The following is a 25,906-nucleotide window of genomic DNA, read 5'->3' as shown; positions in this document are numbered from 1 at the left end:
TGCTAAACGCAAGCATTGCCAGATAACCTGGGCTTCAGGTTATGTAGGTTTTCATAATGCGACACGGCAACCTTCAGCTTTTTTTTGTCGAAAGAAAATGTTCTCTTTTCTATGTGTTCAGCCTTGTATTCCTGGCTACTAAGCGCTTTTTTGAGCAGTCCGGATACTTGAAAACCAGGTGGATCGTTCGGTTTTATGTATTGGTCGTACTGATCCGGGAGGGACATGCTGCCCATGGCCTTTCTGATTAAATTTATTTTATTACGGCAGTCTGCTTCATCTTCCAGGATTAAAGAAACCGAATCCATTTCCTGAAGATATTTTGTATGCATTCGCACTGTGTTGTCATAGGCTTGCGAGAGGCGTATTGCTGCCTCATCCGGGGTAACTTTAAAAGAAGCAATCCATGAGGACAAACAGTCGACAGGGTTGCGAAGAATAGTGATCAGTAGAATTTTTTTTAGGCTGAGGTTATTCGCCAAAATTTCTACTGGATCATAGGTTGCCTCCGAAGCAAGGTATGGGCCAAAGGCCTCCTTTAGCACCAGCCGTTTGCCAACAAAATCTCTAAGTGAAATTTTTGGATCAACTTTCATGTGTTCACATCTTAAAATGTGTTTTAACGGTTGGAAGATTCCTATGTAGTGAGAGGATGCGAGTGCGTTAAAGAGAAATGTGGTGCCACTTCTGCAGGGGCCAAGAATCAGCACGCAATCATACATTTAATATCTCCTTCTCAATCTGATGCGTTAAGCCCTCTAGATCAGAATAACTCCAGTCGATAGAAACAGTGCTTACCTTCTCAAGCAGCGAGGCCAGAGGGAAATCTTGTGGGGCACTAAAGCCTAGCCATTTGGGACGTTGGGGATCTATTGGAGAAAGCATCTGGCTCGCAACGATTTCCGCCGGTGATGAATCGCTTTGAATACGGGTCGGAAGAATTATTTTCTTTAGGTACACCGGTTTTTTTTGTATGCGCGATGGATCTACGTGTTCGGTAACACGTACAACTTCTTTTTTTGTGCTGCCGGGGATGACCAAGCGGATCTCTTCAAACCAACCTAGAACCTTGAATCCTTCCCCGTTTGGAATGACAGGTAATCTGTCATTGGTAAGGTAGCCCACGCCGGGTATCTGGAGAGATTGGAGCAGACTTGTTGTTTTGCCTTGGCCTTTTTCCCCGATGAAACAGAACCCGTAATCTGCGAAGGAGACAGCAGAGGCGTGGAGTATTGCTCCACCCTGGCGCTCTATCTCAGTAACAATAAGCTGTTTCAACAAGCGCTGAAAATCCTTGGCGAATGAACTGTTGTTGCGATACACGACTTCAATGGTGTTTTTGTCTATTGAAAATAACGTTCCGGAAATGGGGTTGTAGATTGTACGAGAGGTATCGGAGCTGTACTTTATAAGACCAGTACCAAAATCACTTATGGCGTTATCGGTAAGGGGGTTGAAAAAAATGATTTCTGACCAGTCAGAGAAATTGGCTTTAAAGTCAGAGGTGTTTTGGCGTAGGTTTATTTTATAATCGAAGGCGTCGTGGGGAGCCTCGCTAATGGACAGGAATGGGAAAAGGTTCGTTTTATAGAGTTCTAGAAAGGCTTGTTTTTCTGTGGAAGAATCAAAGGTTACGAGAAAAATAAATTCATCATAATAGTTTAGGTATAACATGATTTACGCCACCTTGTAGTTGGATAGTTGATCGAGGTGCATATCTATGAATTGCATGAGGCAGCTGTCACTGCAATGCAGATTTTTTCCCATCAGTGGCACGCCAATAAAGTAGCTGGAGCCTCCCGGGGTTACAATGCAAACCTCAGAGTGAGTCACTTTGCAAGTGCTTTCGTTTAAATTAGACAAGGTTTGCATGATCGCCAATGCGCATGAGTAGGAAGAGCTATTGACGACAGTATGGTATCTCTGGATTTTCCACCATTTATGGATGTCATTCTCCATGAATGTGGAGTGTAACTTCTCAAAATTGCCATTGCTCACATAATCGTCCTGCTGGTTGCGAGCCTCAGAGTAAACATCTGTAGACTTGAATCCATCAAACAGAAGTTGCTGATGAGTATTGAAATAACACTGCTCGTTCAGGTTGTGTGCACCCATCACAAAATCGACATGGGGGCACTGGAATTTCAGGCGATTGAAATCATTTTGAACGCCAACACCTACGATGAAGGAGTCGAGCCTCTCCCCTAAATAGGTGCCTAATAATGTTGTTGGGTTGGTGACCAAAATTACGTTTTTATGATTCAAGAAATCCAAGTAGGGGTCAATGACTTCCTTGTTGAGTTGGTACAGATCGCTTTTTCCGCTTCCTCGACTGGTTCGTTTTCCTGCGATCAGAATAACAGTGTCGGATTTCTGAATTGCTTGTGGAGATCGACAGATTTCAAAACTGACCAGATTGTCCTGGAAACTAGCGCGAAGCTTGCATTCTTGCTCGTAGCTTTCAGCGTAAAATGCGATCGAGAATTTATTGGCTGTTTTCAGGAAAGAAACCAGTGTTTGGCCTACTTTGCCCGTGCCGCCGATGATGCAAACTTGTTTGACTGGGTATCCTTCCCTGAGTAACTTCATGTTTATCCTTTGTCACAGGCTGTAGGGATTCGAATTTTCAAACTTTACAAATGCCAAGCTGATGACGTTGTGCACGGTTCGGAGCACTCATAAAAAGTACCGTTAGAAAATGTCTACAGCGATGGCTGTAGTTGTTTTGCTTGGAAATAGTGTACGTTGGCACCTAAAAACAAGAAGCTCAACAGGTAGCAGAGCGAGTAAGTGGTTAACAAGGTGGATCCAGGCATGCTTGAGTCAGCGTACCTAAAGATATAGCCCACATAGCCTATGTAAACGACGGCGTTCATGACTATTTGAGTGATGATCGTATTGCCTAGCGCTCGGATGTGGGCTGATACGAGCATCATCAGGCTTGTGCAGCAAAACATGAAAATCAGGCTGGGGTTCAACCAGGGGTCTGCTTTATACATGTGAGCAGTAACGCCAAAAAGCTGACCGATTTCAATGCCCCATACTGCAAGGATGGCGATAGGTATAAACATGCTAAGAGCGAGGTAGCGAAAAACCATCGACGAAAGACCGGGTTTGCCATTTCTGGATACGTAGATGCTGTGAATCTGAGTAAAGGCTGAAACCGGGATTATTAATAAGGTTGTTATGCTCACGGCAATTGAAAAAATAGACACTAAGTCTTTGTCAATTAAAAATAGTTTTTTGTTTGCCATGAAAAATGCGAGTCGTTGGGACGCGAGACCAAGCCCGTTGGGGCCTCCAATTATAAAAAGGTGTCGAAGTACAGAATGATTGAAGCTGAGTTGCCAAAGCTTGAGAGTGCTGCTTTTATAGAGGTAGTAAGCCAGTTCCAAACATTCGCAGCCAAGCATGAGGTATGCAATGGTGAGCGAATAATTTTCTTTGTCGCTCAGTACGAATGCCGCGCCTGAAAAAAACATGAAAGGACAGAAGTTCATGAGTCGGGCGATGCTGCTGCTGTTGCCTTTTACGTGAGCTTCAAAATAGGCGTTAAAGAAGCTTGTAAGGATGTAGATCGAGATATAAATAAGGTACACATAGCAAAATGTCAGCGCTTTATAGTTTTTGGACAGACTGTCTATTTCACGATCGGATGTGATTGTGATCAGGTAACAAGCGGCTGCTACCAGGAATGAACAGGCAACGACCAAAAAAAAGGATGACATGAAGATATTCTGACGCGTGCGTCCTCCCTCCAGTGACAGATTTCCCACCGCCCTGAACATGAAAGTGACAACAGTCGCAGGAAATATAAATGCTGATGTGATGTAGCTGAAAAAGGCGAATTCATCGAAGTTTTTGTTTGCGACTAAAATTCCGGCAAATGCCATGCTGACAAAGGGGAAGAAACGATTTGCAGAAAACTTGATTATGCTGGAGTAGTAGAAGTTTGCATAACTTTGGTCCGTGGCAGCTGCTTTCATTTGTCGCGAATCCATTTTTAAATGATCTTGTACCGATAAGCCGCAGGCTGGTAATTATATCGCTCTATCGATTTTGTGAATTTCAAATGAGCGCGAACTGATGGCCTTGGCTGCGGCCAGTGCATCTAAATACTCAAGGCAAATGTTGTCAGGTATTTTCAGGTGCTCTCTGGCACTGTCAATAATAACGTTCACTGATTGCGCGTTGTTTATTAATGCCCAAAAAAGTGCGGCCGAGCTTGGGAGCTCTAATATCGCTTTAGACTCGATCGTGAGGTACCATCTTGACATATGAAGCATGACGCGAGCGTCCGGATTTTTCAGAATCAACGGTTCATCATTTTCTTGGTCAGTGTCGATCAGCCGGGATTCAACAAAGAAAATTTCTTCCGGCACGATATCGGCAAGGATTTTGTAATCCGTGACCATTTGATGAAATTTCTTGACAGAGTTTAAGTATTTTTTACTTTCAACTGTCGATGAAATTGGAATGGAGGAGGCGAGTTCAAGAAAACGACGGAACCCAAGATGATTCTCTCCCAGGTATCGAACTGCGTAGCGTACATGCCATTTTTCCAGGACTGATGTCGATCCGTGTATTGCCAGAAGTACACTGAGACTGTGCCTGAGTGCTTTATGCGCGCTGAAGAGTGCTGAGCGCGTGTCATCAACCAACTTGAAGCCATGCGATACCTTGAGTTCACGCTCAGCGTTGAGCAAAGCTAATTCAGCGAGCCTGGTCCTGAATGTGACGACATCAAATTCTTTTTTTATACTGTCGAATGCGGGTTCTCCACTAAGGGCAATACCGGAATACACTCTATGGCAAATTAGCATTTCATAAGCGCTAACAGACGCGAGGTTTTCACCTTTTGAAATGATGTCCATTATTCTGTGTATTTTTGAGAGCGGAATTTTCGTGAGTTCTACAGGACGCTGGAGTTCCGAAATCAAGACTTCTTCCTCTGTGCAGTCATCAAATACTGCATAGATGTCGTAATCGGAATTGGGTGTAGAGATTCCTTCCGGGATGGAACCCGATAGAAAGCTGAAAATGGGTTGCGCCGTTGAGTGGAAATAGTCGTTGACTAAGTTTTTTAAGGCGTCAAGCTCTTCAATAGAAATGTCTGCTGATGTTTGTTGCATGACATACCTCCCTGTATTACTCAGTCCCATCAGCCGAAACCATCGGTGATTTTTAATGCTTGCAAGGCTGTAGATTCTAGTGAGGTTCGTGCACTTCCATGTGCATAGGCTATCCCTGCTTTACTAGTGACTACGCCGTGGCTTATTAAGCCACGCCGCCACCGCCACCACCGCCGCCACTTTTGGTGAAGGCAGCAGATGCACTGATGGCTTTCTGCTCTTGTGCACTGAGTACACGAATTGTCGTCGTCATAGCCTAATTCCTTCTAGTAAGGTTTTGTTCGAAGCAAATTACTTCGAGCCCAAAACCTAGTCTTGGACAAAACATTTGTCAAACATTGAAATATAAAAAAGTTAAAACTTTTTTTTGAAGGATATGTGCTGGCGCGCTGGGCGATAATTATGATATGTGTCCCGGTAGTGTTACGTGGCCATCATTTGTAAATTGTATTAAATATGTAATCGGCAGGTCCGCTGATTGTTATGCCTGGTGCCTCATATGCCTTGATTTTTAAAGAATTATGACTGTTGCAATAAAGTATTTAAGGTTGTCAAATGAAAACATTGATATGCGTGATACAAATCAATGATTTCGAATTCATAGCCAAGGGTGCTCGGTGGTACATGCCAACCTCAATGCACACGGCCCCAGCGCTTTGGCGAGGAAGGTTGTGCGCCTCCCCACAAAATCTATCGACAAGTGGCTACCAAATCCCGCTCCAACCGCTACCATTGCGCGCTGACCTCCCGACACCTCGGATTTCACTTTCATGAAATTGCGCCTGCTGACCGCTGTCTTGTTTTTCACCTGTACCCTGACTCACGCCGCTGAATCAAAACCCGTTCCGAAAGCCTTGGAAGAACAGATCGGGCACCTGGTAGCACTCATCAAGGACAGCTATGCCACCGGCTATCCTGAAGCGACGCTGGTGCAGACGCTGGATACCGGCGAGGACAGCCAGGTCACTCTCGCGGTCTTCACCGTCGAGGGTTTCGGCATGGGCAACAACTACAGCCAATACCTGGCGGCCTTTACGCCCGAAGAGAACGAAGAAGGTGTGCCGCATTACAGTCTGTTGGACGTGATGCGCATCGGTGGCGACAGCTGGCGTGCCATCGACAAATTGGATGCCAAGTTGGTGAGCGACCCGACGGGTGAGCAGACCCTGATCGACATTCCCGTGATGGAGAATACCGACGACGATGCGCCGAATTTCCCAAGCAAGGCTTCCGTGATTCACCTGTCCCTGGAAGGTTCACAGTCACTGCGATTGGTGGAGAAAAGGTAAGCCTCTCAGTTCGGTCGGATTTTCAATTTGTAGCGGGAATATTCTGTTTTGGCATGAAAAATCGAGCAAACAGCTCAGATTGCGACTTGATATTCAATTTTGCGTAAATGTTGCGGCGGTGAACTTTTATGGTTTCCGCCGAGAGGGAGAGCTTTCCGGCTATTTCTTTATTGGAGAAGCCGCTGAGTAATAACCGGAGTACGTCACTTTCGCGTGCTGTTATTTGTGTGCCAAGCTGGTTGACCGTTTCTGGCCACAAAGGCGGCTCAGTCAGAGTTTTTTCTTCGTCAATTTCAAAACCCATGCGCTGATGCATCAATGCAGTCACCCATGGCTTGATAATGTCGAGCATGGTTATTTGTTCTTGGCTAAAGCGGGCTTTGCTGCCGATGGAAATGCATAACGTCCTATCGGGGTCGAGCTGGACATTGTACTGTGCTTCATCCATGGAGATGTATTGTGCAAAATACTGATGATAATACTCGGTCTCCAGAAAATACTCCGGTGCAATATCCAATAGATGAAAGAAGCCGCTCTGTGGGTTCTCTCGGTTGGCTATATAAAATGGATCCAGTAGATAAAGCCCTTTCACATAGCGATGAGTGAATGCATCAATCTCTTCCGCATCGGCTACCTCGGGAAGACTGACGACCTGCACGTGTTGACTACTGAAAATCAATACAACCCAATTATCGATCTGGACATATTCATTTAATGTGCGGACCAGCGAGCTCCAGAATTCCGGACGGTTCAGTTGCATGATCAGCTTTCCAATCGATCGATGCCAAGCCAGGCTGTGGAGGTCAAACGGCATTTTCTACCCCTTTAGGGTTAGGGATTCTTCGGTCAAGGGTAAGTATTCGTAGGTATTTACTATTTAGTCGCACCCGGTATATTCGCTGCCAGGGTTTACGATGGCCATGAGGGCATATCGTCTTGACAAGGATGTTGCATGAGAAAGTCACATTTGCGAACCATTTTTTCGGCCACGCTTCTCTGCGTAGGGATAAGTACATCAGTGGCGGCTGTAGAGCCTGGGATGTATCTGTATAACTGGTTCGGGTTGCTCGCGCCGGAGACGCCAAAGGAGTTTGAGCAGGAAACTGGCACGAGCGTGCACATGGATGCGTTCGACAGCGCAGAAATCATGCAGAGCAAAGTTATGGCTGGGCGCACGGGATACGACGTGGTCGTGGCGACCTCCAATGTGTTGCCAAGCCTGATCCAGGCAGGAGTCCTTCAGCCTTTGGATCGTAATCAGCTGAGTAACTTTTCACATATCGACCCTGATATCTTGTCCCAACTCGCGGTCAATGATCCTGGTAATCGCTATGCTGTGCCCTATTTATGGGGTACTACCGGCATTGGCTATGACATTGACAAAGTCAAAGCGGCATTGGGTGATGATGCTCCGGTGAATAGCTGGGATCTGATCTTCAAAGAGGAAAACATCAGCAAGCTTCAGTCGTGTGGTGTGGCAATGCTTGATTCTCCCAGTGAGATCATTTCGATTGCTTTGAATTATCTGGGACTTCCTAGCAACAGCAAGAATCCGCAGGATTACCAAAAAGCTCAAGCCCTGCTGTTGAAAATCCGCCCCTACGTCCTCTATTTCGATTCGTCCAGAATCGACGCCGACCTGGCTGACGGCAATATTTGTGTCGTTGTGGGATGGGCCAATGGTGCCCTTGCTGCACAGGCCATCAACGAAAAGGCCAACACGGGGCGCAAGATTACCTACAGTCTTCCTCGCGAAGGCGCGCTGTCCTGGTCGGAGAATCTGGTACTGCTAAAAGATGCGCCCCATCCCAAGGAGGGGTTGGCGTTCATTAATTATATGTTGCGACCGGAAATTATCGCCAAGACCTCAAACCACACGCTGTACCCTAACGCCAATAAAGATGCCGCTGAATTTGTCGAGCAGAAGCTGCGAGATAATCCTTGGATTTATCCAGATAGAAAGACGATCGCTACACTCATTCCTCTTGAGCCACTGCCATTGAAACTGGAGCGAATCCGCACGCGGATCTGGACCAAAGTGAAGAGTGGTGTGTGAGCTGACTTTTTGATGTCTGGAAAGTAAGACGTAAACACCGATATAGAGGGGCGCTGGGCTGCTGGGTTGATATCTGTTAATTCATCAGTCCGGCATTATCCAGTGTCTTCCGGTCCATTGCGCCGCCTTATGTAAAAAGAGAACAGCGGATGTTCAGCCCAGTCAATCAAACGTATTTCAGTTTGACAATCGACGGTTTCGAGCACGACTTTCAAGTGCTCGCATTCACTGGAGAAGAGGCGATCAGCAGGCCTTATCTCTTCAACGTGGAGTTTGTTAGCGAACGGTCTGACCTGGATCTCGAAAATCTCTTCGACAAAGAAGCTTTTCTGACGTTAGACGCGAAGGGTAGCGGCATTCATGGACGAATCTATCACATCGCTCAAAGCGGTCATCGCCAGCATTCGACATGTTACAGCCTAGCGCTAGTACCGCACCTGTCCTACTTGCGCCACCGCATCAGCCACAGGATCTATCAACAGTTCTCGGTGCCGAAAATCGTTGCCTTGATATTGGAGGAACACGGCATCGTGGGCGACGCCTATCGGTTTCATCTGAAGGCAACCTACCCGGAGCGTGGCGACTGCACCCAGTACGACGAAACGGATTTGCACTTTATTCAACGCTTGTGCGAAGAAGAAGGTATCCACTTTCACTTCCAGCACAGCGCTCAAGGTCATGTGTTGGTTTTTGGTGACGATCAGGCGGTTTTTCCCAGAATTGGACAGCCCACCGCCTATCGGCAAGAGCGCGACAGGATGTCCAGCGAGCCATTGATCAAGCGCATCAACCTGCGTCTGGGACAGCTCACCAGTCGTATCTCGCAGCGCAACCATGATGTCGAGCAACAGCTGGACGTTGAAGAAGATGGCAGGCTGGAGCGTTTCACAGGTCATGAGCACGGCAAACAGATACGTCTTCGTGCTATGGAGCGTCGCCATGCAGCTTATCGTCAAGCCGAAGGGCAGAGTGACCAGGCTCGGTTAGCCAGCGGCCATGTGCTGGAACTCTCAGGCCATCCACGCCAGGAGTGGAACGCCCTATGGCTACTGACTAAGGTCATTCACGAAGGCCGGCAACCACAAGTAATGAATGAGGACGTCGCCAGTGGCAACACTGCGAACGAAGATGACTTCCATCAGGGTTACCGCAATCGCTTTATCGTTCTTCCATGGAATGTTTCCTATCGTCCGTCGTTGGCCCACAAAAAACCTCGGATGCCAAGTAACCAGACCGCTGTAGTCATCGCTCTGGAGGACGAAGAGATCCAGAATGATCGGCTCTTCGCAAGGATCAAGGTCAAGTTCCCCTGGGACCGCGAGGATAGATTTGACGACAAGAGCCGTTGTTGGCTGAAGAGGGGCTCCGACTGGAGTTGTGAGATTGGGCCGCCCCGGACGGGTATGGAGGTAATGGTCACATTTCTTGAAAACGACCCCGATCAGCCGCTGGTCAGTGGGTGCTTGTGTTGTCGTTAAGGGCGTCCTGCCGCTGCTTTGCTTAGGGGCACGGTTGATACTGCTGAGCATCAGCTTTTGGGCCAGACTCCATCATTCTAGGAATAGTCTGGTTATGGGGAAAATCAAAGAGTTGGATGAGCTCACCCACCACTTCCGCTCGGCTTCAGGAAACAGCGGACTGCCTCGACTGACGACTCAATCCAGGCGTCTTGCCGGTAATGCGCTTGAATGCGCGGCTGAAAGCGGCCTGAGAGGTATAGCCCAAGCGCTGCGCCACCTCTTCAATCGGTAGTCTTTCGAGCGTCAGCCACTGGCTCGCAAGCCGCATCCGCAATTCGGTGACGTAGCGTAGCGGGGCCATGCCAATCGTCATTTGGAAACGGTCGGCGAAGACCGAGCGCGAGGTGTTGCATTGCTCCGCCAGCTGAGCAACGGTCCAGTCGCGCCCCGGTTGTTGATGCAGTGCCAGAAGTGCATTTGCCAAGCGTGGATCGCGCAATGCGGCGACCAGGCCAGAGGCATTGCCGCAGGCGCACTCCACCCAACCGCGAACGACCATGGCGGCCACCACGTCGGCCAACCGCGCGAGGATGCCGGCGAAGCCGATACGTGCGGCGCTGACCTCGCGCTCCATGGTGGTCAGGATAAGCACCAGCCCGGGGTAACGCTGGCCACCGGCATCAATCAGCATCAGGCCCGGCATCAGCCGGCCAAGGCCATGGATACTGCCCAGTTCAAACTCCATGCAGCCACTGAACAGAACGGTGGTTGGCGTGGGGCTGGCATCGGTTCCGGTATCCACCGCGCTGACGGCATCACCAAGGGGGGCGCCGTCTAGACGGTCGATGTCCTGAACAGGCACGTCCGTATGGGAAAGCAACTGATGGGCCGCGCCATGGGCGATGAAGATGGCGTTGCCGGCAGTCAGCGCATACGTTGTCCCGTCTTCCATCTGCAGCACCGCATTGCCGACCGCCAGAAAGTGGAACCAGGCATGCCCCGGTTTGGCCGCGAAGCCCAGGCCGAAGGTTGGACCGGCTTGGATACGCCGGTACTCGACGCCGCGCAGGCGCATGCCGCGCAACAGCTCATTGATGAGATCCGAGGAGAGAGCAAACTGATCTGTAGGCATGGCCAGGTGTTTCGGTCAAAAAATCGAGGTTTTCGATCATAGATCATCCGGTTTCTCGCGCCTAGACTGCGGGTCGCGATTAAGATCGGGAGATCCGTGCAATGACTGACTGTGTTTGTAATGCCGTATCCGACAGCCGTCCCGGCGTCGGGCGGGATGTGGAACCTGCAACCCCCGCGTGGATGGCAGTGTTCTCGTTGGCTATGGGGGTGTTCGGATTGCTGACCGCTGAGTACCTTCCGGCCAGCCTGTTGACGCCGATGGCTACCGATCTGGGTGTGTCCGAAGCGCTGGCTGGCCAGGCGGTAACCGTGACAGCGGTGGTGGCTCTGTTCGCCGGCCTGCTGGTGCCAGGCCTGACCCGCGGTATCGACCGTCGCTGGGTACTGCTGGGTTTTTCCACGTTGATGATCGTATCCAATCTTTTGGTCGCCGTTTCCTCCAGTCTCGCGGTGCTACTGGTGATGCGTATCTTGCTGGGTATTGCCCTTGGCGGGTTCTGGAGCATGGCGGCAGCGGTGGCGATGCGCTTGGTACCGGGGGCTTTGTTGCCCCGAGCGCTCTCGATCATTTTCAGCGGCATTGCCGTCGGTACGGTGGTTGCGGTCCCGCTGGGCAGTTACCTGGGCGGGCTATATGGCTGGCGCAGCGCGTTCTTTGCCGCGGCGGCGGTAGGTGTGGTGACCCTGGCTTTCCAGTCGTTCACGCTGCCACGCCTTGCGCCGCGCACACCGGCACGCCTGCGCACTGTACTCGAGGTGTTGCAGCGCCCGGGTATCGCCATGGGTATGTTCGGTTGTGTGCTGGTGCACAGCGGCCACTTCGCGATGTTCACCTATGTTCGGCCATTCCTCGAGGGCACTACCGGCATCGGCCCGCAAGGGCTGTCGCTGATGCTGCTGGGTTTCGGTGTGGCGAACTTCGTCGGCACGTTGTTGGCCGGGTGGCTGCTTGAGCGTCGTCCACTGGCCACGCTGGTGTTGATGCCCGCGCTGGTGGGCGTTGCAGCGCTGGCGTTGGTGCTGTTGCCGGCCTCGGTGCCGGGGCAGGCGGTACTGCTGGCGATCTGGGGTCTGGCCTTTGGTGGTGTGCCAGTGGCGTGGTCGAACTGGGTCGCCAGCGCAATACCCGATCAGGCGGAAAGCGCCGGGGGCATGGTGGTGGCGTCTGTGCAGTCGGCCATCGCAACAGGCGCCGCCGCTGGCGGTGCGATGTTCAGCCTCGGTGGCAGCGCAGGCGTATTCGTAGCGGCGGCCGTGCTGATGCTGCTGGCCGCGTTGCTGATTGCGTTGCGTGTGCGAGTCCCTTCTATCCGTGGCAGTGCCCAGGCCAGGCCGGCGCTGCACCTTTGAATGGGGCAGTCGCGTTCACTTGCCGGAGGCCAGGACCTCATTGATGCAACGACCGGGTTGTTCAAAATGAATCGAGTTCCCGCTCCAGGCAGTCTGCCCATTTGCCCGCAAACCGGTAGAGAGGCATGAATGCCTCCGATAGCTCCAAGCCAAGTGGTGTGAGGCTGTAGCCGCTGTCGACTCTCTCGACAATGCCCGCGTCGCGCAGCTCATTAATTCTGCTTTGCAACACGGTGGGAGAGATGTCTCCCGCCGCACTTCTTAAAGCCCTGGAACTCATGGCGCCATCACGCAGTTCCCAAAGGACCCTTAGCGCCCATTTTTGTCCGAGTAAGTCCAGGAGCGCCATGATTGGCCGGCGTCCCTTGAGTATTGATGAAGCGCAGCCGTGGTTATCATTCATCGTTATTGACCTTGCTTGCTACATATTCAGTAGCGATTATCCTTGCTACATATTTGATAGCGGAGGATACGCGATGTCACGAATCAAAGCACTCAATGAACCCTACCCAGACGAAGTCAGGGCGGATTTCGACAAGATAATGGGAGTAGGGGTACCGCCTCTCGTTCTATTCTCGACCGTTGCATGCAGTGATCGCGCGTGGCGAAAATTCAAGGGAGGTTCGCTGCTCGATGGCTCTCTGCTGAAGCTTCGCCAGAGAGAACTCGTCATCAATAGGGTTTGTGCTCGCACGGAGTGTGAATACGAATGGGGGGTGCATGTGATGGCCTTCGCACAGGCCGCCGGGCTTACCAGAGAAGAGGTCGCCGGCACATTGGAATATCCCCTTCGCCCAGGGCTGTGGCGCGAGGAAGAGGCCGCTCTGCTGATCGCGATCGATGCGCTTCATGACCGAGCAGCGTTGAGCGATGAAGAGTTCTTGGCCCTCAGAAAGCATTTCGACGACGATCAGATCCTGGAAATTCTAATGCTCGCGGGCTTTTACCGTACGGTCTCCTACATTGCGAATGGCCTTTTATTGCCGCTGGAGCAAAATGCTGCGAACTTCAGTGAATATCGGAAAGGGAGGCCAGCCGAACATTAGATGGGTTCTGGTCGAAGTCTCTCTCGGGTCCAACCGATATACGCGCTTTCAACAAGGAGTCCCAATTGCCCACCGCCCACGTTTTCATCGCCACCAGCCTGGATGGCTTCATCGCCCGGCCCGACGGCGACATCGACTGGCTTCTACAGCGCGACGATCCATCCGAAGACCACGGCTATTCAGACTTCATCGCCGACAAGGACGTCATCGTGATGGGGCGTGGGAGCTATGAGAAGGTACGGACCTTCGACACCTGGTTCTACGACCGGCCCGTGGTGGTGGTGTCTGAGCAGTTAGCCGATTCGCCAGTGCCCGAGGTGTTGAGGGGCAAGCTGCGTTTCTCCAGCCTGGCACCCAAGGATTTGATGACGGAGCTGGCAAGCCAAGGCGTGCAGCGCGTCTATGTGGATGGCGGACAGGTGGTGCAGTCGTTCCTGCGCGATGGCTTGGTCACCGATATGGTGATCACCACCGTTCCCGTGTTGATCGGCTCGGGGCGGCCGTTGTTCGGGGGGCTTGGGCGGGATGTGGATTTGCAACTCGTATCCAGCCGCAGCTTTCCTTCGGGGCTGGTGCAGTCCACCTACCGATTGGTCCCATGACCCGCCGACTCAGCGTACACGGTCGCGGCTTTGCACCGCCAGGTCCAGGGCCTTTTGCATATCCAACCGTGCCGAGCGGCCGACGTCTTTGTCGTTTAGCTGGTAGCGACGCTCCGACGGCAGGATGGGCGCGGTGAGGTCTTCGGCGTCCATCTGTTCGAAGTCGTGGTTGTCGCCGATGGTCATGGCGCTGCGGCGTAGCAACATGCGCAGTTGTTCGGGTTGCAGTTGCGGGTTGATGGACAGCATCGCCGCCAGCAGGCCCGCGACCATGGGGGTGGCGTAGGAGGTGCCGCAATGCACTGCGCTGTCCTGGTCGGCGCTGGTCGTCGAGGCGTGGGCGCAAGCGGCGGCGGTGATGTCGACGCGCATGTCGATGTTCGAGGAGCTGCGTTTGACCGCATAGGCCGGGTCGTCGACGCCGACGTCGGTGCGCTCGCTGCGCTGGTGCCCGCCGACCACCAGCAATTGTTCGGTGATGAAGGAGGAGGGCAGGCGGTATTCATCGCTGCCCGAGAACGAAGATCCATTGCCGGCGGAGTTCACCACGATCACGTCAGGATGTTCCTTGCGCAGCCAGAGGAAAAACTCCTCCAGTAGCTCCTCGTAACCACCCATGGCGATGCCCGAGCGCAGCAGCGAGTCGACGTCATCGCCCTTGATGTCTTTGGCGCCGACGCGGTGGATGCCCCAGCTCCAGTTCAGCACGCGCACGCCGTCTTCCACGAGGTTGACCGAGGCGGCGATATTGGCGGTGATCCCGGCATCGGAATTGCGTTCGACGATGACCTCGAAGCCACCACTGGCCTTGTCCAGGCCGCGGAGGAAACCGGTGTTGCCGCTGTCGTCCCAACGTGCGGCGAGGATGCCGGCGACGGTCGTGCCGTGGTTGTCCGGCTTGTCCGCGTCGCGCGCGTAGACACAGGTGCGCGGGGGCGAGCAGGCGCCGACGTTGTCTGCGAAATCCGTCGTGTCGAAATCCACATCGCGCTCGATCAGGCCGATGCGCACCGGTTGCGGTTGGATGGGTGGTTGTCGCCCGGGGATACGGCGTTGGTAATAGTTCACCGCGTCGAGAAAGCGATTTGCGGCCCATTCGTCGGAGTCCAGGGCCGGTTTCTTCGGTTCTTCTGGATGAGTTGCGGCCTGCTCGGTTTCTTCGGCCGAGGACTCCTCGATCACCACAGCATCCACGCTGGTCTCGCTGCCCAGGCGCAGCACCAGGGCGTCGCGCTGCACCAGGTCCTTGGCTGGCAAGCGAAGCTGGTACAGGTTCAGCGGCGCGATGCTGCCGACCACCGTTGCGCCGTACTTGCGGGCCAGGCGCTCGGCTTCCTGGTGGCCATCACGGTCTTCCTCGATCAGCACGCTGACCAGGTCGACGTAAGTGGTCAGGCCGTCCATGTTCTTCGCCACTTCGTCCGGCCCGGCAGCCAGCACGTGACTGTTGCGCAGGGTCAGCCAGGCGGCATTGCTGGCGCGCGGGCCGTCCTGCAGCCAGAGTGGGCCGCTCTGGTAATTGGCGCCGTCCAGGCGCAAGCGCAGGTTTTCCCCTTCACGCTGGACCGCATCTGCGGGTATCGTCTTGGCGCCCAGGTTCAATTGCGGCGTTCCGTCTCCCAGCCCGCGTACGGTCAGGCACCAGTCCTGGTGCTGGCTTTCCAGCAGGTCGCCGCAACGTTTCAGGTTTTCCAGGCGCAGCGGTTCCGGCGCGGCGGCCGCTGTGCCGGCAGCCAAGGTAAACAACGTAACGAGGGCAATGGGTCGTAGGGGCATGAGCCAGGTTTCTTTGCCGAGGGTCCTGTTGCTCCGACTGTTACGTTGCTCGCTTCGTTCAGCGGGATACGATACTCAGCGATGACTCCCCTGGTTCAGAAGCTCTCGAGGCGTGCTTCAAGACCTGCTTGCCGTGCGAGTTCGATCATGGTGTCGACCTGGTCTGCCTCAGCGATAAACCCGATATATTCGTCGCCACCGGAGTCCAGGTGCAGATAGCGTTTGTCGAACGCCGCCAGCCATTGGTCGAGATTGGCCAGCGTCTCCGACATCGACAGCGTGCCCTCATGGCGGTAGGGGTAAATTTCTTTCACCCCGCTGGCGCTGACCAGATAGGGCGCCAGATATTCGAAACCATCAAAGCCGTTCCAATCGACGCCTAGCAAAGCCAAGTGTTCGAGCTTCTGGCCCCGGTCTGCATCCAACACACCGTCCACCAGCGCGGTGGCCGGCTCCTGGCCCGAGCCGTAAATGCGCAGTACACGCCTGACCAGCCTGGCTCGCTCGTCTTCTGGCATGCGGGCCAATAGGGCTTGAACAAACGCCTTGAGTTCGGCGCGATAAGGATGCAACTCCCGCATGATCGCCGCGTCGCTGACAGCCGTTTCCTCCGGTGGCGGCAGAGTGAAGCGGCCGCCGAACAAGCGATCAAGAATGCCCATTTCCTTTCCTTAAGTCGTCCATTCTTTCCAGCCAAGCGTTATACGCGCTCAACGTGAACGCGATACGTGATGTCCCGATCAAAACTGTCTTCCGGGTTTTCGTAAGCTTCAAGCTCTTCCAAGAACCCTATCCGCTCAAGGATCAGCAAATCCTCAAGGGTCCAATCGAACGGGAAGTCGCTGGAAAAGCTTTCACCTTGGTACTCAACCCAGTGAAAAACCGGGAAAGGCAGGTAACCGAGCCACTCTGATCGATAGGTGATCTCGTCGGATTCGCTACTCGTCACCTTGGCTCGGATCATGTTCTTGAGGGTTGCTTGGCGTTCATCCATGGTGTTTCGGTTCAGGTTGTTGATTGACCACTGGCGTCAGGCAGTGAGATAGGGCGTCACTGCGCTTTCGAGCATGTCCACCAACTCAGGATCCATGTAGCGAAAGTCGTCGGGAATATCCAGGGTGTGGATCGGTTTGTATTGAAGCAGGCGGGCGTACTCGGCTTGCAGGCGATTCAGGTGTTTGCGTTCCATGACAAAAATGATATCGGCCCAGCGAATATCCGCCGGGCCGATGGTCTTGCGTGCGTTCGGGCTGATGCCCGCCGAGCGGGCGTTGAAACCCGGACGGCGGTGCCAGATCGCTTCCGCGGTGGGGCTGCGCCACTGGTTACGACTGCAGACGAACAGGAGGTTTGTCATGCTTGATCCAACAGTTGGCGAGTCGTGCGGATGGGATAGCTCATGCCAAGCTGACGTGCCCTGGCGAGCTTGTCGGCACGGGTGTACATCAGCTTCCAGTTTTTTTCCGGCTTGAATTCCAGCCGCCGAGCCGGTTTGTCATTGCCGTGTTTACGGGCCTGGGTACGTCTCCAGGCGCGAGTTCTTTCCATGGTCATTTCCTCGTGAGTACCGGGTTCAGCAGCCGCGGTAATACGAGTTGTGGATAGGATAAGCATGAATCGGGGCCGTGGCTAGATTGTTGTTCCTGATATTGGTCGCGCTCGCTTATGGTCAACGGCAATCACCGACGACATGCCTCGTATCCTGTGTAGAATCCGGTTTTTTAGATATCAAAGGATTGAGTCTGTGATCACGTTCCGTTCCTGATTGAGTCGATTAACCGGTGCTTGAATCTATGACCAAAGACCTGAGCGATGCAGATCTTCATGCCGTGATGCTGGAAGCCATCGAAGAAGGCTTGAACATCAACGTGCACGCCATCTGTGAGCGTCTGCAGGTCGATGTCTGCAGTCTCTTGAATCAGGTCGCGATTGCGGTGGCCGAGAGCTTCACTTCAAATACTCAAGACTTTGAATTTTGCGATGAGGTCATGAATGCGTTGTTCGTCGCTATCGTGGATGTATCCATGCAGGCGCCGATGCCAGAGCCGGCATTTTCGATATACCTAGCATTTGACGTCGGAGAGTACCGGCACAGAGGTGATTCGGCGGATGTGTGCCCTTGGGAGAAATATACTCGGCCGGAGATAGAGCGGATTCTGCACAGCATTGGGAGAGGTTTGCCGACACTTGTCAGGTAAGCATTGGCACCATGCCTGATTGAATAAATGAGACGAGTAGAGATGGACAGGAATCCGAAACTGGAAATCGAGTATGCCACCTACAACGATTTTCTCAGCCTCTGGGGTCAGGGAGCGTTTGATCAGCAACGATTCGGCCAAGCGTTCTACAACTATTTTCAACTGCACAAACTAGACGACCAGTCCTATCTGTCCGGGCTTCACGAAGCTGATGGAAAGAAGGCGCGGGCTGTGATTTCGAGGCTATTTGAGATCAAGTAAACCCTGGCGTCTCGACGAGGCAAATACCCACGACCGATCAGCTTTGCGCTGTATTTATCCCCGCACTTGTATTGCTGCTCACCGATGCCGAAACAAGAAAAGGTTCGCCACTCTCTGAGGCGGAAGTGCTTGCCATACGTGATGGGGCTACTTGTATCGCCGTTCCTTTTGACGTTGCATTGCAGATGGAGAGTGACCTAGTAGGCTTGCGAGATATCGTTGCGGAGGACTGCTGGAGTGAATGGCAGCGCATACGGCTTATTATGACTGAGCCGACTCTCTGAGTAGCTCCTGCGCTACGGATGCTTCTGCCCTTCAAAAACCACCGCTTTGTTGATAGGACATTACCTTGCAGCCCATTGAACCTGAACTGTGCCCATGCTGTGGAAACGCTCAACACGTTCGGCGGAAAGAGCTGCTGATCGGCGCAGCAAGCCCGAAGAAACGCTTCAACGGCGAAGAAAAAGCAGGCTATCGGCGTACGGATCAACTGGCTATTGATGAGTGTAAACCTGAAATGTTGAAGCCGCCGCCGCTGCAACAGCTAGTGTCGGGTTTTTACTGCGAGCATTGTGGCATCGGCTTTGTCAGGGATAGTCTGGTCCAAGGAAGTTAACGACAGTGTTCTGCTGGATGGGTGCCAGATTCGCATCACCCAGGCGCGGACATCACAACGACAGGGAGTGTCACAACATGAAAACCATTGACCGTGCTTTGCTAGGCTTCGGAATCTTGATTCCATTCTGGCTGCTTTTAGGTGTCGCACTGACTGCGCGGGCCTACCCAGGCTACAACCATCTGGATCAAGCCATGAGCCAACTGGGCGCCGTTGGAGCGCCAACCCACGGCTTCTCTGGCTGGGTGAACAACTTTCCGCTAGGTGTGATGTTCGTGCTTTTCGCAGTCGGCGTGGCGAGACGGTTCAAGGCATCGCGGATGGCCTTGCTTGGCGCAGCCCTGATCTTCGTCCATGGGTTGGCAAGCTTCGCGGCCGGCTATTTTTCCTGCGACCAAGGCTGCGCGCCGGTTCAGCCGTCGGTCTCGCAACAGAGCCACAACCTGGCGGGACTGGTGATGTTCATCTCGCTTACCCTGGCGAGTGCGTTGTGGATGCGCCTCGGCAAGCCGCTGCTGTCGTCGTCCGGGTTCGCCATGTTCTCGGCGATCTGCGTCATCCTGGCCATCGTGACGGTTACGCTGATGGCGACCGCATTGGCTGACGGTCATCTGTTTGGCTTGTACCAGCGGCTCAATTATGGTGTTTCGGTGGTCTGGATTGCGTCATTGGCTGTCGTTGCCCTAAAGGGTGAGGCCGATATGAAGGCCGCGTACATCCGCTAACGCCCTACATCACACCGAAGAACTTCCCCTATATCTACCGCAGCACCTAGATAGACCTCTGGTTAACTCGCTTGGAGAGCGCTTCGGCGCTTTCCTTGCGCTCGGAGTAGCGGTCTACCAAATAGGTTTCTCGGCCACGCACCAGCAAGGTGAACTTCATCAGTTCCTCCATGACATCGACAACCCGGTCGTAATAGGACGATGGCTTCATGCGCCCGGCTTCGTCGAACTCAAGGAAGGCTTTGGGGACGGAGGATTGGTTGGGGATCGTGACCATGCGCATCCAGCGACCCAACACGCGAAGTTGGTTCACCGTGTTGAAGGATTGCGAGCCGCCGCACACTTGCATCACCGCCAACGTCTTGCCTTGTGAGGGACGCACCGCGCCCAGTGCGAGCGGGATCCAGTCGATCTGTGCCTTGAACACCGCCGACATCGAACCATGGCGTTCTGGCGAGCACCACACCTGGCCTTCCGACCACATCACCAGGTCGCGCAGTTCCTGCACCTTGGGGTTATCGACGGGCGCATCGTCCGGCAGCGGCAGCCCGGAGGGATCGAAGATTGCGGTTTCGGCGCCCATGAGCTCCAACAGGCGTGCCGCTTCTCGAGTCAGCAACTGACTGAAGGAGCGCTCGCGGGTTGATCCGTAGAGTAAAAGTATGCGCGGTTTATGTTCTGGTTCTGCGCACTTTGCGAGTTTTTCCGGTGTCGGTACGTCGAAGAGTGACAGGTCAAGATTCGGGAAGTCATGCGGGGTTTCGCTGGAAAACTCGGTCATCAGAAAATCTCCAATCCGGTGCAGAACCTGTGCGGATCCTGCCAGGATGAGTGGGGTTGCAGTCATTCCTTCGGGGGCGTGACGAGTAAACCGCCGCGCCGACAGCTATCAACATATGGAAAAAAGCATATTCGTATTTCCATATGTTTATCGCAAGCTGCAATTGGCTGACTGCGCAAAATTCTGCCGATGGAAACGGATATTCCTTGTGGGAATGCCGTGCATAAAATTAATGAATTTTTATTATTCCCAAGCGAGGCGTAGCTTGATTTCAGAACACGGAGAACTGCGCTTTGAAATCATCCTCGCTTAATTCAGCGGAAAAATTTGATACTTCACGGGCCAATGAGTACGCCCGGCAGAGCCGCATTGCGCTCGCTGGATACGACGCCTGCCAGGACCTGGCCGCATGCATGCTGGCGGCGACCCTTGGGAATGTGGGCTCGGCGAAAATACTGGTGGTGGGCGCTGGCGGTACGGCGCAGGAGATCATTGCAATGGCCAAGCTTGAACCGGAGTGGCACTTCACAGCCGTCGATCCGTCCGAGCCTATGCTGGAGGCCGCGAAGCAGCAGTTAGCCGCAAACAACTTGCTTGAAAGAACCGCCATGCATCTTGGGCATGTCGAAGACCTGGTAACAAACGGGCCGTACGATGCTGCTACCTTGGTCGGTGTACTCCATCATCTCGATGGGGATGAAGCCAAGTTGAAAATATTACGGTCCATCCAGGTACATCTGAAGCCGGGCGCGCCGCTGATTGTCGCCGCAAACCAATATGCTTATGCCAGCCAGCCGTTACTCCTCGCGGCCTGGGGGCAACGGTGGCGACAGCATGGCGCCAGCCCGGAGGAAGTGACGGTCAAGCTTGGAAAAATTCTTCAAGGTGCCGACCCTCCCCATTCCGAAGCTGCGGTTCAAAAGCTGTTGAATGATGCAGGGTTCGGCAGTGCTACCCGGTTCTTCAGCAGTCTTTTCTGGAGCGCCTGGTTAACGTGCAAAACGGCCTTAGGATAGAACTTAAGCGACGTGGATCAGCTTTCCGGGGGCGTGATGGGCGCGTCGCTGGCTTCAGCCGCCAGCTTCAGTCGGTCGGCTTTACTGATGTACTGATTCTTGCTTTTGGGCGCCAGCTTGGCACTGGCCTTTTTGGCGTTAGCCTTCAATAACTGGTTTATTTTCTTGCGGCGATTCATGTCGTTCTGCTCAGCGTGTCAATGTTTGGATGGTATCAGCTTTCCGTTTTCTCAGGATTTTTCCTGATGTTGGCAACGGGCTTCACCCGGCGCTCGATGATGATCGAGTCATTCGGAATCTCCAGCCGGATCGCCGTTTCCTCGGTGCGCATTTCAATGAGCGTCGAGTTGCCCACACCTCGGAAAATCACCGTCGCATTTTCAAAGCGTTTGTAATTTTCCAGCGGGGAATCCTTAGGGGCTGGCAACAGGTTGGCATAAGGTGGTTTCACCAGAATCGTGGCCCTCTCTATGCGTATTTGCGCGAAGCGCATGGCCGCTTGCAGCAAGTCCGAGGTCACGCCTCCCATGAGCAGGGGCGTCAGCAGGATGACACAGACAATCATCGCCCTGGTTTTCTTCAAGGGTTTCATTTCAGCATGGGGCTTGTGCTCAGGATGCTCTGGACCGGTGACTTCAAGCGCTGCTTTTATTTTCTTGTTCTGCTCCAGATAGGCTGAGTAAACGATGTACTGAAAAACGGGCAGAAGGATAAGCGGGATGTGTTCCAAGGGGCTTCTGCGGGTAAGGAAATAAATGGTCACTGCGCCGCATATTCCAAAAAACACCGAGAAGAACGTAATTTTCGGTCGCTTGAATTCCAGTATGTTTTTTTTATCGGTGACTTTTCCATGTAGCCAGGCGAAACCTCTAAGCACGGGAATGAAAAATGGGGAAAGCAGCACCCCGGCCGCCGTTACGGAAACTGAAAAATAAACACACACCAGCCCAAAGCAAAATGCCGCGACCAGAAATAACAAGCTGTCTCCAATCGAGACGCCTTGTGGGTAATGGCCGTTGCTCAATAGGTAACTGACGATGCACGTGCCGCCGATCAGTAATCCTATTTTTGCTGACAGAGAGAGAAGCTTTGTAGCGATCTCAATCTGCTTTTCGAGTCCCGTGGTTGCTTCCTGCATCACCCAATCTCCTTGATATTACGCATAGGATGGTCGTTACCTGACTCATCGCTCTGTGGGTAGCATAGTGATGATTTTGCTTCTTGTGGCGAGGCGGCAGCCGAGGTCTGTCGCGGGAGAGATCCGTGGACCTGGCCCCCGTCCTCCGGCCACGCTATCCCACGTAATACTTATCCCAAAGCTTGTTCCGGAATCGTTTCTGCGGATCGAACCGCGCCTTGAGTGCGAACAACCGTTGCGCCCCGGGATAGGCCCGCGAGAACTGTTGTCGCGTTGCATGCAACTGATAGGGCAGGTAGTAGGTGCCCCCAAACGCCAGGGCAATATCGATCAGTTCGCGTGTCCATACGCCGACCTTCTCGCGGTCGGCCACGCCAACGTGTTGCCAGTAATAAAGTACGAATGAAAAGACTTCCTCCCGTGCCCAGGACAGGCACGAGTCAGGGGTGGGTGGCGCGTGCCGGATGGAAATGTTGATGGCATCGACGTCATGCACCTTGAGTAGATCGGCCATTTGCATGACAAACGCGTTGAGGTGGGCCACCGGTACAAAATATTCCTGCAACGCGTAGGTGCTATTGCGGGTAGCGATCGGTCCGAGGGAGGCGACGTCCCGGCTGGCCTCGTAATTACGGCGTACCACCGGGTGGCTGAGGTAGCGTAATGGATCGACCACATCCTTGCGAAGCAACGGGCCGCCGGGGAGTCTGGCCACGCCCCACATGATGGTTTGATCGAATGTGTACGATTGCCCCGGTGCAACCAGCCGATCTTCGACGGTCAGCGCTTTTTCCGTGGCGTACCAGGTGATGGCGGTGGCCTGGTCAAAGTTGGGCGGCGCCAGATCGGCGTTGTGCAGGATTGCCTGATCGTTTCCGCGGATCTGCTCATTGAAAAATTTAGGGTAATCGGCAACCGGCATGTGGTGTACCTGGCGTTCCATCGTGACGTTGGATGCCAGCTCCAATTCGATTTCTGTGATGACGCCCATCGCGCCATAGCCACCGATGGTTGCGTGAAACAGGTCGGTATTTGTGGTGCGAGAGGCTTCCACGACTGAACCGTCGGCGAGCACCAGTTGCACGGCGCATACCGAGTTGCTCATCGGGCCGGCACTGACGTAACGCCCATGAGCGTTGACTGACAGCGCCCCGCCGACGGTGAAGTTGGCGTAGCTCTGCATGATCTTTACCGAAAGATCGTCTGGGTCGATGACGGTTTGAAGGTCGCGCCAGCGCATTCCTGACTGTACGCGTATGACCTTTTGCTCAGGTGAGTAGTGGATGACTTGATTGAACTGACGCATATCGAGGTGCAGGCTGTCTTCGGTGGCAATCTGTCCACCCATGCTGTAGCGACCACCCCCGATGCTCACCGGGCCTGCCCACAGGGCCAACGCCTGTCGGATCTCATCGGTGGTGCGCGGAGCCAGCAGGCGATTCACCCAGACCGGGTTGAGTCGTGTCACATCGTTGACCAGGACGCCCGAAGAGGCTGCCCAGGACGACCAAGGCGACAGCACGCCGAAGGCAACCCCGGTCATGCCTGCCTGAAGCAGGCTGCGCCGGGTGAGACAGGGCGACGATCTTGAAGGGTCAAACACCTGTGCATCGTTGGTCATGCGGTGTCACTCAGTTGTGAATCGAAAATGACACGCACGTCCGGGCTTTGAAGCAGGCTGGCCGGCGTGACGGTACGACGTCGCCAAGGAATTCGGCCGAAATACCACAGCCGCCAGAAGGCCAGGTTCGGATCGGCATTATCTTGCAGTAAGGTCGCGAACGTCTCCACCTCACCGAGCTGGAGGTTCGTCGCTTCATCGATCACCTCACGCACGAAACGAGAGCAGAACTGGCGCCGCGAGCTTATGTTGAAGCCGGTGTCATAGAACGTACCCAGCCGATGATCGGCGGCGTTCTGAAGCGCCTTGCGTTGCGTGTCGGTGAGTGGCCGCGTGAGCCTCGCCACTGTGCAGCGTCCATGCTCGGAGCGCTTGATAAACCGGGTGAGCGAGGTGGTGCGCGAAAGCGGAAACGTGCTTTCTGCAATCAACGGCTCACCACCATGGTTGTCGACCACCACACCCACATGGTTCGTCCATGAGTTCGTCGCATTGGCGACTTCCAGGAAGGGCCGCGCGGTGACCCGGATGAACACCATATCGCCAATCTGCAGATCGACCATGGATGGTCCGCCTGATGTTGGAGAAACGTGCGCTGCATTTTTGCTGAACATGCTGACCTCTCGGCTCTGTTGAGCTTCAAGCATGGGGAGGTGGTTGCGTAATTCGCAACTTGTTCGTGCGTATTTCGCTAAGCTGATACCAACGGTATCGGATATCAATACTTATGACCCAGATTACTCAACTCATCTCCACCCTGAAGCAACGCCTCAAGGCCGCCGGCATGACCTATCGGGACGTTGCCCAAGCGCTCGACCTGTCGGAGCCCAGCGTTAAGCGTTTGCTCGCCAGCGGTCGCCTGACGCTCGAACGCCTGGCCCAACTCTGTGAGTTGCTGGGCCTGACGATGGCGGAATTGCTTCAAGAGGCAGAGCGGTCGGCCCCACGCCTGCAGATGCTGACGCGTGAGCAGGAAGCGCAACTGGTCTCAAACGAAAAGTTATTGCTGGTGGCGGTGTGTGCGCTGAATCACTGGTCACTGGAAGACATGGTGTCTGCCTACTGCGTGTCAAAAGCCGAGTGCATCAAGCATTTGTTGGTGTTGGAGCGGATGGGCCTGGCGGACCTGAAGCCGGGAAATCGCATCAGGTTGCTGGTCGCGCGGGATTTCGATTGGCTGCCGGACGGCCCTATCCGAGGGTTCTTCCTGCGACAGGGTTTACCGGATTTCATGGCGAGCCGATTCGACGTCCCCGATGAAACCCTGCACTTTGCCCATGGCATGCTGACCCCGCCCGCTTACGCCCAGTTGCAAGTCGACATCCACAAGTTGCGCAGCAAACTGGCGGCGCTTCATAACGAATCGTTGACCGCGCCGCTGTCCGAAAAACGTGGGACTGCGCTGTTGCTGGCGATGCGCGTTTGGGAGCCGCAGGTGTTCAGGAAGCTTAAGCGAGGGTAGATCGATAGGTCATTTCGGCGTGGGTATTCTGGTCAGGATGTGTTGCTTTTGTGACGAGGCGGGAGTCCTTTTTTCTTGGCGATCCATGGACTGGTAAGAACTGCTGCTGCGTTGAAACCGGGCGCTAAAATACCTCTAAAGAAACGTTACGGCTTGGGGCAAGCCGTAACGTTTAGTAACTCACATGCTAGCCTTTATGAGAACCTCGATATCCACCAAGTTATATAGGTTTCAAGGTAATTG

30 protein-coding genes are annotated in these 25,906 nt (G+C 53.7%); 12 read left to right on the top strand and 18 right to left on the bottom strand.

All coding sequences use genetic code 11. The annotated features are described in order from the left end of the window. Nucleotides 1–2 precede the first annotated feature (2 nt). From PBDP_RS16590 to PBDP_RS16570, 5 genes are all read right to left on the bottom strand, one after another. A complete protein-coding gene (locus tag PBDP_RS16590) occupies nt 3–722 on the bottom strand; it encodes a sulfotransferase domain-containing protein (RefSeq protein WP_349306078.1) in 720 nt (239 codons plus the stop codon). Continuing rightward, nucleotides 715–1,674: a hypothetical protein gene (locus PBDP_RS16585; protein ID WP_109753042.1), complete on the bottom strand. Its 960-nt coding sequence runs from the start codon at nt 1,672–1,674 to the stop codon at nt 715–717. Before PBDP_RS16585 ends, PBDP_RS16590 begins: the two co-directional genes overlap by 8 nt. Before the next feature lie 3 nt (nt 1,675–1,677). Then, the gene (locus tag PBDP_RS16580) at nt 1,678–2,589 is read right to left on the bottom strand and encodes a Rossmann-fold NAD(P)-binding domain-containing protein (protein WP_109753041.1); all 912 of its coding nucleotides are present in this window, start codon (nt 2,587–2,589) and stop codon (nt 1,678–1,680) included. A gap of 113 nt (nt 2,590–2,702) precedes the next feature. After that, the gene (locus PBDP_RS16575) at nt 2,703–3,986 is read right to left on the bottom strand and encodes a hypothetical protein (RefSeq protein ID WP_109753040.1); all 1,284 of its coding nucleotides are present in this window, start codon (nt 3,984–3,986) and stop codon (nt 2,703–2,705) included. 54 nt (nt 3,987–4,040) lie between these two features. Beyond that, on the bottom strand, nt 4,041–5,132 hold the full coding sequence (locus tag PBDP_RS16570; RefSeq protein WP_028646205.1) for a hypothetical protein: 1,092 nt from the start codon (nt 5,130–5,132) through the stop codon (nt 4,041–4,043). A gap of 770 nt (nt 5,133–5,902) precedes the next feature. Between PBDP_RS16570 and PBDP_RS16565 the strand changes: the two genes are divergently transcribed. Next, nucleotides 5,903–6,421 (top strand): hypothetical protein, encoded by a 519-nt coding sequence (locus tag PBDP_RS16565; protein WP_109753038.1) that lies wholly within the window; start codon nt 5,903–5,905, stop codon nt 6,419–6,421. Nucleotides 6,422–6,443: 22 nt separating this feature from the next. On the opposite strand, the gene PBDP_RS16560 is transcribed toward PBDP_RS16565, so the two are convergent. Next, nucleotides 6,444–7,235, bottom strand: a complete 792-nt coding sequence (locus PBDP_RS16560) for a response regulator transcription factor (RefSeq protein ID WP_025569585.1) — start codon at nt 7,233–7,235, stop codon at nt 6,444–6,446. A 138-nt stretch (nt 7,236–7,373) separates the two neighbouring features. Here PBDP_RS16560 and PBDP_RS16555 point away from each other — a divergent pair, with 138 nt between their 5' ends. Continuing rightward, nucleotides 7,374–8,477 carry a polyamine ABC transporter substrate-binding protein gene (locus tag PBDP_RS16555; protein WP_109753037.1) on the top strand — a complete coding sequence of 368 codons (1,104 nt, stop codon included), beginning with the start codon at nt 7,374–7,376 and terminating at the stop codon, nt 8,475–8,477. Between the two features lie 149 nt (nt 8,478–8,626). Beyond that, complete coding sequence (tssI, locus tag PBDP_RS16550) at nt 8,627–9,955, top strand: type VI secretion system tip protein TssI/VgrG (RefSeq protein WP_109753036.1); 1,329 nt, start codon at nt 8,627–8,629, stop codon at nt 9,953–9,955. Nucleotides 9,956–10,100: 145 nt separating this feature from the next. On the opposite strand, the gene PBDP_RS16545 is transcribed toward tssI, so the two are convergent. Next, nucleotides 10,101–11,069: an AraC family transcriptional regulator gene (locus PBDP_RS16545; protein ID WP_212800969.1), complete on the bottom strand. Its 969-nt coding sequence runs from the start codon at nt 11,067–11,069 to the stop codon at nt 10,101–10,103. 101 nt (nt 11,070–11,170) lie between these two features. Between PBDP_RS16545 and PBDP_RS16540 the strand changes: the two genes are divergently transcribed. Beyond that, entirely contained in the window at nt 11,171–12,421 is a 1,251-nt protein-coding gene (locus tag PBDP_RS16540) for an MFS transporter (RefSeq protein ID WP_025569592.1), read from the top strand. A 61-nt stretch (nt 12,422–12,482) separates the two neighbouring features. Here PBDP_RS16540 and PBDP_RS16535 read toward each other — a convergent pair whose 3' ends face one another. Then, entirely contained in the window at nt 12,483–12,824 is a 342-nt protein-coding gene (locus PBDP_RS16535) for a winged helix-turn-helix transcriptional regulator (RefSeq protein WP_162893835.1), read from the bottom strand. A gap of 73 nt (nt 12,825–12,897) precedes the next feature. Here PBDP_RS16535 and PBDP_RS16530 point away from each other — a divergent pair, with 73 nt between their 5' ends. Next, nucleotides 12,898–13,467, top strand: a complete 570-nt coding sequence (locus tag PBDP_RS16530; protein ID WP_025569596.1) for a carboxymuconolactone decarboxylase family protein — start codon at nt 12,898–12,900, stop codon at nt 13,465–13,467. Between the two features lie 65 nt (nt 13,468–13,532). Then, the gene (locus tag PBDP_RS16525) at nt 13,533–14,069 is read left to right on the top strand and encodes a dihydrofolate reductase family protein (protein ID WP_025569598.1); all 537 of its coding nucleotides are present in this window, start codon (nt 13,533–13,535) and stop codon (nt 14,067–14,069) included. Between the two features lie 9 nt (nt 14,070–14,078). On the opposite strand, the gene PBDP_RS16520 is transcribed toward PBDP_RS16525, so the two are convergent. From PBDP_RS16520 to PBDP_RS16500, 5 genes are all read right to left on the bottom strand, one after another. After that, nucleotides 14,079–15,845: a S8/S53 family peptidase gene (locus PBDP_RS16520; protein ID WP_212800968.1), complete on the bottom strand. Its 1,767-nt coding sequence runs from the start codon at nt 15,843–15,845 to the stop codon at nt 14,079–14,081. A 95-nt stretch (nt 15,846–15,940) separates the two neighbouring features. Beyond that, a complete protein-coding gene (locus tag PBDP_RS16515) occupies nt 15,941–16,507 on the bottom strand; it encodes a DUF6630 family protein (RefSeq protein ID WP_212800967.1) in 567 nt (188 codons plus the stop codon). A 38-nt stretch (nt 16,508–16,545) separates the two neighbouring features. Continuing rightward, nucleotides 16,546–16,839 carry a hypothetical protein gene (locus PBDP_RS16510; protein ID WP_212800966.1) on the bottom strand — a complete coding sequence of 98 codons (294 nt, stop codon included), beginning with the start codon at nt 16,837–16,839 and terminating at the stop codon, nt 16,546–16,548. Nucleotides 16,840–16,875: 36 nt separating this feature from the next. After that, nucleotides 16,876–17,202 (bottom strand): low molecular weight protein tyrosine phosphatase family protein, encoded by a 327-nt coding sequence (locus PBDP_RS16505; RefSeq protein ID WP_109753026.1) that lies wholly within the window; start codon nt 17,200–17,202, stop codon nt 16,876–16,878. Next, the gene (locus PBDP_RS16500) at nt 17,199–17,393 is read right to left on the bottom strand and encodes a hypothetical protein (RefSeq protein WP_109753025.1); all 195 of its coding nucleotides are present in this window, start codon (nt 17,391–17,393) and stop codon (nt 17,199–17,201) included. The genes PBDP_RS16505 and PBDP_RS16500 overlap by 4 nt, the downstream gene beginning before the upstream one ends. 245 nt (nt 17,394–17,638) lie before the next feature. Here PBDP_RS16500 and PBDP_RS16495 point away from each other — a divergent pair, with 245 nt between their 5' ends. From PBDP_RS16495 to PBDP_RS16480, 4 genes are all read left to right on the top strand, one after another. Next, entirely contained in the window at nt 17,639–18,043 is a 405-nt protein-coding gene (locus PBDP_RS16495; protein ID WP_212800965.1) for a hypothetical protein, read from the top strand. A 42-nt stretch (nt 18,044–18,085) separates the two neighbouring features. After that, nucleotides 18,086–18,304 carry a hypothetical protein gene (locus PBDP_RS16490; protein ID WP_109753023.1) on the top strand — a complete coding sequence of 73 codons (219 nt, stop codon included), beginning with the start codon at nt 18,086–18,088 and terminating at the stop codon, nt 18,302–18,304. A gap of 349 nt (nt 18,305–18,653) precedes the next feature. Further along, nucleotides 18,654–18,920, top strand: coding sequence for a hypothetical protein (locus PBDP_RS16485; protein ID WP_212800964.1), 267 nt, complete (start codon nt 18,654–18,656; stop codon nt 18,918–18,920). A gap of 77 nt (nt 18,921–18,997) precedes the next feature. Further along, complete coding sequence (locus tag PBDP_RS16480; protein ID WP_212800963.1) at nt 18,998–19,645, top strand: DUF998 domain-containing protein; 648 nt, start codon at nt 18,998–19,000, stop codon at nt 19,643–19,645. A 46-nt stretch (nt 19,646–19,691) separates the two neighbouring features. Here PBDP_RS16480 and arsH read toward each other — a convergent pair whose 3' ends face one another. Beyond that, nucleotides 19,692–20,426: an arsenical resistance protein ArsH gene (gene arsH / locus PBDP_RS16475; RefSeq protein ID WP_212800962.1), complete on the bottom strand. Its 735-nt coding sequence runs from the start codon at nt 20,424–20,426 to the stop codon at nt 19,692–19,694. A gap of 293 nt (nt 20,427–20,719) precedes the next feature. Here arsH and PBDP_RS16470 point away from each other — a divergent pair, with 293 nt between their 5' ends. Beyond that, nucleotides 20,720–21,442 carry a class I SAM-dependent methyltransferase gene (locus PBDP_RS16470; RefSeq protein ID WP_109753019.1) on the top strand — a complete coding sequence of 241 codons (723 nt, stop codon included), beginning with the start codon at nt 20,720–20,722 and terminating at the stop codon, nt 21,440–21,442. Between the two features lie 17 nt (nt 21,443–21,459). Here the strand turns inward: PBDP_RS16470 and PBDP_RS16465 are convergent, their stop codons facing one another. From PBDP_RS16465 to PBDP_RS16450, 4 genes are all read right to left on the bottom strand, one after another. After that, a complete protein-coding gene (locus PBDP_RS16465) occupies nt 21,460–21,621 on the bottom strand; it encodes a DUF2986 domain-containing protein (protein ID WP_109753018.1) in 162 nt (53 codons plus the stop codon). A 35-nt stretch (nt 21,622–21,656) separates the two neighbouring features. After that, nucleotides 21,657–22,580, bottom strand: coding sequence for a hypothetical protein (locus tag PBDP_RS16460; protein WP_212800961.1), 924 nt, complete (start codon nt 22,578–22,580; stop codon nt 21,657–21,659). A 154-nt stretch (nt 22,581–22,734) separates the two neighbouring features. Beyond that, on the bottom strand, nt 22,735–24,201 hold the full coding sequence (locus tag PBDP_RS16455; protein ID WP_249411790.1) for an FAD-binding oxidoreductase: 1,467 nt from the start codon (nt 24,199–24,201) through the stop codon (nt 22,735–22,737). Beyond that, entirely contained in the window at nt 24,198–24,815 is a 618-nt protein-coding gene (locus PBDP_RS16450) for a YebB family permuted papain-like enzyme (protein WP_233459518.1), read from the bottom strand. The genes PBDP_RS16455 and PBDP_RS16450 overlap by 4 nt, the downstream gene beginning before the upstream one ends. Before the next feature lie 113 nt (nt 24,816–24,928). On the opposite strand from PBDP_RS16450, the gene PBDP_RS16445 reads away from it, so the two are divergent. Beyond that, entirely contained in the window at nt 24,929–25,663 is a 735-nt protein-coding gene (locus tag PBDP_RS16445; protein ID WP_212800960.1) for a helix-turn-helix domain-containing protein, read from the top strand. Nucleotides 25,664–25,906: the final 243 nt, after the last annotated feature.

It is taken from the genome of Pseudomonas sp. St290 (assembly GCF_018325805.1).
In the GTDB taxonomy this organism is placed as follows: Bacteria; Pseudomonadota; Gammaproteobacteria; order Pseudomonadales; family Pseudomonadaceae; genus Aquipseudomonas; species Aquipseudomonas bijieensis.
Note: the sequence above shows the minus strand (reverse complement) of the source record. Positions and strands in the feature narration are given on the sequence as shown.

Excerpts from the sequence above, each read along its gene's own strand:
- PBDP_RS16580 (WP_109753041.1), bottom strand. The coding sequence starts at position 2,589 with ATGAAGTTACTCAGGGAAGGATACCCAGTCAAACAAGTTTGCATCATC.
- PBDP_RS16460 (WP_212800961.1), bottom strand. The coding sequence starts at position 22,580 with ATGCAGGAAGCAACCACGGGACTCGAAAAGCAGATTGAGATCGCTACA.
- PBDP_RS16575 (WP_109753040.1), bottom strand. The coding sequence starts at position 3,986 with ATGAAAGCAGCTGCCACGGACCAAAGTTATGCAAACTTCTACTACTCC.
- PBDP_RS16480 (WP_212800963.1), top strand. The coding sequence starts at position 18,998 with ATGAAAACCATTGACCGTGCTTTGCTAGGCTTCGGAATCTTGATTCCA.
- PBDP_RS16565 (WP_109753038.1), top strand. The coding sequence starts at position 5,903 with ATGAAATTGCGCCTGCTGACCGCTGTCTTGTTTTTCACCTGTACCCTG.
- PBDP_RS16520 (WP_212800968.1), bottom strand. The coding sequence starts at position 15,845 with ATGCCCCTACGACCCATTGCCCTCGTTACGTTGTTTACCTTGGCTGCC.
- PBDP_RS16510 (WP_212800966.1), bottom strand. The coding sequence starts at position 16,839 with ATGGATGAACGCCAAGCAACCCTCAAGAACATGATCCGAGCCAAGGTG.
- PBDP_RS16590 (WP_349306078.1), bottom strand. The coding sequence starts at position 722 with ATGTATGATTGCGTGCTGATTCTTGGCCCCTGCAGAAGTGGCACCACA.
- PBDP_RS16445 (WP_212800960.1), top strand. The coding sequence starts at position 24,929 with ATGACCCAGATTACTCAACTCATCTCCACCCTGAAGCAACGCCTCAAG.
- PBDP_RS16585 (WP_109753042.1), bottom strand. The coding sequence starts at position 1,674 with ATGTTATACCTAAACTATTATGATGAATTTATTTTTCTCGTAACCTTT.
- PBDP_RS16515 (WP_212800967.1), bottom strand. The coding sequence starts at position 16,507 with ATGGGCATTCTTGATCGCTTGTTCGGCGGCCGCTTCACTCTGCCGCCA.
- tssI (WP_109753036.1), top strand. The coding sequence starts at position 8,627 with ATGTTCAGCCCAGTCAATCAAACGTATTTCAGTTTGACAATCGACGGT.
- PBDP_RS16545 (WP_212800969.1), bottom strand. The coding sequence starts at position 11,069 with ATGCCTACAGATCAGTTTGCTCTCTCCTCGGATCTCATCAATGAGCTG.
- PBDP_RS16555 (WP_109753037.1), top strand. The coding sequence starts at position 7,374 with ATGAGAAAGTCACATTTGCGAACCATTTTTTCGGCCACGCTTCTCTGC.
- PBDP_RS16505 (WP_109753026.1), bottom strand. The coding sequence starts at position 17,202 with ATGACAAACCTCCTGTTCGTCTGCAGTCGTAACCAGTGGCGCAGCCCC.
- PBDP_RS16540 (WP_025569592.1), top strand. The coding sequence starts at position 11,171 with ATGACTGACTGTGTTTGTAATGCCGTATCCGACAGCCGTCCCGGCGTC.
- PBDP_RS16495 (WP_212800965.1), top strand. The coding sequence starts at position 17,639 with ATGACCAAAGACCTGAGCGATGCAGATCTTCATGCCGTGATGCTGGAA.
- PBDP_RS16560 (WP_025569585.1), bottom strand. The coding sequence starts at position 7,235 with ATGCCGTTTGACCTCCACAGCCTGGCTTGGCATCGATCGATTGGAAAG.
- PBDP_RS16455 (WP_249411790.1), bottom strand. The coding sequence starts at position 24,201 with ATGACCAACGATGCACAGGTGTTTGACCCTTCAAGATCGTCGCCCTGT.
- PBDP_RS16535 (WP_162893835.1), bottom strand. The coding sequence starts at position 12,824 with ATGAATGATAACCACGGCTGCGCTTCATCAATACTCAAGGGACGCCGG.
- PBDP_RS16500 (WP_109753025.1), bottom strand. The coding sequence starts at position 17,393 with ATGGAAAGAACTCGCGCCTGGAGACGTACCCAGGCCCGTAAACACGGC.
- PBDP_RS16570 (WP_028646205.1), bottom strand. The coding sequence starts at position 5,132 with ATGCAACAAACATCAGCAGACATTTCTATTGAAGAGCTTGACGCCTTA.
- arsH (WP_212800962.1), bottom strand. The coding sequence starts at position 20,426 with ATGACCGAGTTTTCCAGCGAAACCCCGCATGACTTCCCGAATCTTGAC.
- PBDP_RS16530 (WP_025569596.1), top strand. The coding sequence starts at position 12,898 with ATGTCACGAATCAAAGCACTCAATGAACCCTACCCAGACGAAGTCAGG.
- PBDP_RS16465 (WP_109753018.1), bottom strand. The coding sequence starts at position 21,621 with ATGAATCGCCGCAAGAAAATAAACCAGTTATTGAAGGCTAACGCCAAA.
- PBDP_RS16450 (WP_233459518.1), bottom strand. The coding sequence starts at position 24,815 with ATGTTCAGCAAAAATGCAGCGCACGTTTCTCCAACATCAGGCGGACCA.
- PBDP_RS16490 (WP_109753023.1), top strand. The coding sequence starts at position 18,086 with ATGGACAGGAATCCGAAACTGGAAATCGAGTATGCCACCTACAACGAT.